This window comes from Natronospirillum sp., from assembly GCF_022565775.1.
In the GTDB taxonomy this organism is placed as follows: Bacteria; Pseudomonadota; Gammaproteobacteria; order Pseudomonadales; family Natronospirillaceae; genus Natronospirillum.
Genome location: NZ_JAIUMC010000138.1, coordinates 1 through 5,627, shown reverse-complemented (window position 1 = coordinate 5,627; position 5,627 = coordinate 1). Strand labels below are relative to the sequence as shown.

3 protein-coding genes are annotated in these 5,627 nt (G+C 60.1%); all 3 read left to right on the top strand.

Annotated elements, in window-relative coordinates:
* Positions 1–277: 277 nt before the first annotated feature.
* The 3 genes from LAT62_RS15730 to LAT62_RS15720 all read left to right on the top strand — a co-directional run bounded on the left by LAT62_RS15730 (position 278) and on the right by LAT62_RS15720 (position 5,331).
* On the top strand, positions 278–679 hold the full coding sequence (locus tag LAT62_RS15730; protein ID WP_293386077.1) for a CBS domain-containing protein: 402 nt from the start codon (positions 278–280) through the stop codon (positions 677–679).
* Between the two features lie 232 nt (positions 680–911).
* The gene (locus tag LAT62_RS15725) at positions 912–3,965 is read left to right on the top strand and encodes an FAD-binding and (Fe-S)-binding domain-containing protein (protein ID WP_293386075.1); all 3,054 of its coding nucleotides are present in this window, start codon (positions 912–914) and stop codon (positions 3,963–3,965) included.
* Positions 3,966–3,984: 19 nt separating this feature from the next.
* Positions 3,985–5,331 carry a class II 3-deoxy-7-phosphoheptulonate synthase gene (locus LAT62_RS15720; RefSeq protein WP_293386073.1) on the top strand — a complete coding sequence of 449 codons (1,347 nt, stop codon included), beginning with the start codon at positions 3,985–3,987 and terminating at the stop codon, positions 5,329–5,331.
* Positions 5,332–5,627 lie beyond the last annotated feature (296 nt).

The window sequence follows — 5,627 nt, the reverse complement described above, 5'->3', positions numbered from 1 at the left end:
TGGCTGTATGTTCCGTAGGAGGCCAGCCCCTGGCCGATAGCGGCGCAGCCGCCTTTAAATGGGGGCCTGCGGCCCCAATCGCGCACGGGGTGCGCTCCCACGGTGAACGTGGCTGTATGTTCCGTAGGAGGCCAGCCCCTGACCGATGGTAGCGCAGCCGCCCCAAAATGCTTTGCGCTACAGCCACACAGGAAAAGCTGCTATTCTCATAACAGGGTTTGAGAGGTGCCATCAGAAGCGCCGCCCGGGCTCGGCAGATGTTCGAAAGGAGAACGCGATGATCAAGACTGACGAAAAAACCGTAGCCAACTATATGGTGCACAGCACCACCACGATCCACTGTGATGCCGCCGTTTCAGAAGCAGTTCGCCTGCTACTCAAAATCGGCCTTCCCGGCTGCGCCGTGGTCGATGACACGCGCAAAGTGATCGGCTTTGTCTCCGAACAGGACTGCCTGCGCTATATGCTGGAAAGCCGCTATCATCGGTCTGAAACCAAGCAGGTCAAGGACGTGATGAGCTCCCCGGTACTCAGTGTAGAACCCGGTATGGACATCGTCGAACTGGCACAGATGATGTCAGGCCCCAAACCCAAGATCTACCCGGTTATCGAACGCGGCAAGCTGCTGGGCGAGATTCGGCGGAATGATATTTTGCGGGCGTTGTTTGAATCACGATAGTTCAGTAGACAGATAACAGTCGACAGTAGACAGAAAAAGCGGCCAATAGCTGAAGGCTCCAATAGGGCTAAATTTACTGTTTTCTGTCGACTGTCTACCGTCGACCAAAATTGCTGTCCACCGCCGACAATTCCTTATGCGTTCTGCCGGCCTTCTGCTCTTGCAACTGTGCTTTCGACCCCCTTTTCAGTAAACTACTGCGTCCCTTTCACAAGAAGTGGCTTCTACCATCATGCTACCCAGCCTGGCCGACGTTGCATCGCCCGCCGACCATTATCAAGCCTATCTGGAAGCCGTTGCGCAGGCGGGTTTCCGGGGTGAAATAAGCCCCGACTATGCCAACCGCACGGTGCTGGCCACCGACAATTCCATCTATCAGCGTTTGCCGCAGGCTGTCGTCTATCCGCAGGATGCACAGGACATCGCCATACTGGCCCGGCTGGCCGACCAAACCCCTTTTGCAGATATCGTGCTCAGCCCGCGCGGTGGCGGCACCGGCACCAATGGTCAGTCACTGACCGATGGCATTGTGGTCGACACCTCGCGCCATATGGACCAGATTCTCGAGATCAATGTCGAAGAGCGCTGGGTACGCGTGCAGTGCGGTGTGGTCAAGGACCAGCTCAACCAGGCGCTGAAGGCCCACGGCCTCTTCTTTGCGCCGGAACTGTCGACCAGCAACCGCGCCACCCTGGGTGGCATGATCAATACCGATGCCAGCGGTCAGGGCTCGGTACTGTATGGCAAGACCCGGGACCATGTTCTGGAACTGGAAACCGTACTCGGCGATGGCACTCTTCTGCGTACCGGCCCACTGACCGAGGAAGAACTGGCCGAACGCTGCGCAGATGAAAGCCGAGTTGGTGCCATTCACCGCACCGTGCGCGACATCTTCGACACTCGCAAGGCCGAGATAGACGCCATCTTCCCGCCGCTGAACCGTTGTCTGACCGGCTATGATCTGGCTCACATTCGCGACCAGGAAGGCCGCTTCAATCTCAACAATATCCTGTGCGGCTCCGAGGGCACGCTCGGCTTTATCACCGAAGCCCGGCTGAATGTGCTGCCCATTCCGAAGACATCGGCGCTGGTCAATGTCTTCTATGACAGCTTCGAAACCTCGCTGCGGGATGCGCGAGCGCTGATGGCGCAAGGCCCCACATCGATCGAGACCGTGGATGACATAGTGCTTGAACTGGCCCAGGGCGATTTCGTCTGGTCGTCGGTGTCCGACTATTTTCCAGCCAGTGCCGGCAAAATCAGTGGCGTCAATCTGGTCGAATACACCGCCGACAGCGACGAAGAACTGGACAGCAAACTGGCGGTGATCGAGCAGCACCTGCAGCAGGTGCAAGGCCAAACCGGGCAATGCACCGGCTATACCGTGGCGCGTGGCACCGGCGAAGTGAACAAGATCTGGGCCATGCGCAAGCGCTCGGTCGGGCTGCTGGGCAATGTGCAGGGTGAAGCGCGCCCCATTCCGTTTGTCGAGGACACGGCCGTGCCGCCGGAGAACCTGGCCGACTTCATCATGGGTTTCCGCGAGATTCTGGACCGGCGCAATCTGCGTTATGGCATGTTCGGTCATGTCGACTGTGGGGTGCTGCATGTGCGCCCGGCGCTGGACATGAAGGACCCGGAACAGGCCCTCAAGGTGCGCGAGATCACCGAAGAGGTGGTGGCGCTGATCAAGCACTATGGCGGTCTGCTGTGGGGCGAGCATGGCAAGGGCGTACGCTCCGAGTTCGCACCGGCGTTTTTTGGTGACCTGTTCCCGGCGCTGCAACAAATCAAGGCAGCCTTCGACCCGCGCAACCAGTTGAACCCGGGGAAGATCGCCACGCCGGATGACAACACTGCCCTGCTGAAAATCGACGAAGTGACCACCCGCGGCGAACTGGACAGAACCATTCCGGTAAAGATGTGGGATCAGTATTCCGCCGGCATGTACTGCAACGGAAACGGGGCCTGCCACAACTGGAACCCGAACGATTATATGTGCCCGTCCTGGAAGGCGACCCGCGACCGCCGCCAGACCCCCAAGGGGCGAGCCTCGCTGGTGCGCGAATGGCTGCGCCAGCTCAGTGACCACGGCCTGGACAGCACCGAGCTGACCGACCGGGCGCGAACGCAGAATTTCCTGTTCAGCCTGCCCGGTCGTGCCTGGCGCACTCTGACCCGCAATGAGCAGGATTTCAATCAGGAGATTCATGACAGCATGATGGGCTGTCTGGCCTGCAAGTCGTGCACCGGCCAGTGTCCGATCAAGGTGGATGTGCCGACCTTCCGTGCACAGTTTCTGGAGGTCTACTACAGCCGCCACCTGCGCCCGCTGAAGGACTATCTGATCGGTGGTCTCGAATATGTGGTGCCCTGGCTGGCCAAGGCACGCCCTCTGTACAATATCCCGATGCGCAGTCGACCGGTACGCTGGCTGCTGGAGCATGGCGCCGGCATGGTCGACAGCCCGCTGCTGAGCGACACCAATCTCAAGCAGGCTCTGCGCCAGCGCGGCATACCCCTGGCCTCCGTCCAGACGTTGGGTCAATTGTCGGAAGATGACCGGAAGCGCTCGGTGATTCTGGTGCAGGATGCGTTCACCAGCTTCTTCGAGACCGATACCGTGCTTGATATGCTGGACAGCTTCCGTGCCCTCGGTTTCAACCCACTGGTGATGCCCTTCCTGCCCAACGGCAAGCCGCTGCATGTGCACGGTTTTCACAATGCCTTCGAAAAAGCCGCCAAACAGCAGGCACTCTGGCTGCGCGGCCTGTCCGCACATGATGTGCCCTTTGTCGGCGTCGACCCGAGCATGGTGCTGGCGTTTCGCTCCGAGTACCGCAAACTACTTGGCGACGCTGCAGTGCCGGATGTGCACCTGCCGCAGGAGTATCTGGCACAGCATCTGGAGCGTTTCCAGTCGCGGGCCGCACAAAACGAGACGTTTTATCTGCTGGGCCACTGCACCGAAAGTACCAATGCAGCGCCCAGTATTCGCCAGTGGCAGCAGGTGTTTTCGGCTGCAGGTCTCAAGCTGGAAGTGCTCAGCGTCGGCTGCTGCGGCATGGCCGGCACCTTCGGCCATGAGACGCGCAACCGGCAAACCAGCGAGACCATCTATGATCTCTCCTGGCGGACGCTGGTGGAGAACCCGGCCTACAAGGACCGCCTGGTGGCCTCCGGCTATTCCTGCCGCACGCAGAGCAAGCGCCTGTCCGGCGCCACATTGCCACACCCGCTGAGTGCGCTGAAACAGCATCTCTCAGCGTCATCACACACCCAATGACAGTCAGCAAGGAAATGGAATGACCTGGAGCCCCAGCTCCTGGCGGGACAAGCCCGTCAGACAGATGCCCAACTACCCCGATGCAGCGGCCCTGGCCGATGTGGAATCCCGCCTGCGTACCCGCCCGCCCATGGTTTTCGCCGGCGAAGCACGACAGTTGCGTGCCGACCTGGCCGAAGTGGCCAACGGCGACGCCTTTTTGCTGCAAGGCGGCGACTGTGCCGAAAGCTTCCATGAATTTCATGCCGACCAGATTCGCGACACCTTTCGCGTGCTGCTGCAGATGGCGGTGGTCCTGACCTTCGGCGGGCAGCGCAAGGTGGTCAAGATCGGTCGCATGGGTGGGCAGTTTGCCAAGCCACGTTCCGCCGACACGGAAACCATTGAGGGTGTCGAACTGCCCAGCTATCGGGGCGACATCATCAACGGTATAGACTTTACCGAAGCCGACCGTACGCCTGATCCGGAGCGCATGTACAAAGCCTACGAGCAGTCAGTGGCCACGGTCAATCTGCTGCGCGCCTTTGCCCAGGGTGGGCTTGCCGATCTGCATCAGGTGCATGAATGGAACCTGGGCTTTATCGACAAGACGCCGAATGCCGAGCGTTATCAGCACATGGCGGATCAGATCGACGAGACACTGGCCTTCATGAGTGCCTGCGGCATCAACCCGGACAATACACCGCAGATTCGGGAGACGTCGTTCTACACGTCACACGAGGGTCTGCTACTGCCCTACGAGGAAGCCTTTACCCGACAGGATTCGCTGACCGATCAGTGGTATGACACCTCTGCCCACATGATCTGGATCGGCGACAGAACGCGCCAGCCGGACGGGGCACATGTCGAGTTTGCCCGGGGCATCCACAATCCGATCGGGCTCAAGGTCGGCCCGACCACTTCGGATGCAGATCTGGTCGAACTGGTGAACATTCTGAATCCGAACAATGACGCCGGCCGCCTGAACCTGATCGTGCGCATGGGCGCCGAGAAAATCGCCGAGCATTTCCCGCGCCTGCTGCGGCTGGTCAAAAAGGAAGGCTTCAATGTGGTCTGGTCATCCGACCCGATGCATGGCAACACCATCAAGGCGGGTAACGGCTACAAGACGCGGCGGGTGGATGCGATCCTGTCCGAGGTAAAGCAGTTCTTCCAGATTCATCAGGCAGAGGGTACGCACGCCGGTGGGGTGCATTTCGAGATGACCGGGCGCAATGTGACCGAGTGTGTCGGCGGTTCCTTCGATATTCGCGAAGCCGATCTTGCCGACCGCTATCACACCCACTGCGACCCGCGCCTCAACGCCGACCAGGCGCTTGAACTCGCCTTCCTGCTCGCAGACGAACTCAAACCGTTGCGGCGGTGAAAAATGGGGGCCTGCGGCCCCATCGCGCAACGGGACCGAGGCGTCGGACCGGCGCTCCCACGGTGAATGTGGCTGTATGTTCCGTAGGAGGCCAGCCCCTTGGCCGATGGCGGCGCAGCCGCCTTATTGGAGGCCTGTCGGCCCCGAGCATGGCTTACGCCATTGGCCTACAAGGAATGTGGCATCAGCCCCCTCACGTCACTGCGTTGCGCTGCCGGTACTTGGGGTCATCCCAGAGCTTGTTGTCCATGATGTCGCCGAGAATCTCTACCGCCTGCATGATGTCCTCATAGCCG

Bases quoted from the DNA above. Each gene is read 5' to 3' on its own strand.
- LAT62_RS15730 (WP_293386077.1), top strand. From the start codon at position 278: ATGATCAAGACTGACGAAAAAACCGTAGCCAACTATATGGTGCACAGC.
- LAT62_RS15725 (WP_293386075.1), top strand. From the start codon at position 912: ATGCTACCCAGCCTGGCCGACGTTGCATCGCCCGCCGACCATTATCAA.
- LAT62_RS15720 (WP_293386073.1), top strand. From the start codon at position 3,985: ATGACCTGGAGCCCCAGCTCCTGGCGGGACAAGCCCGTCAGACAGATG.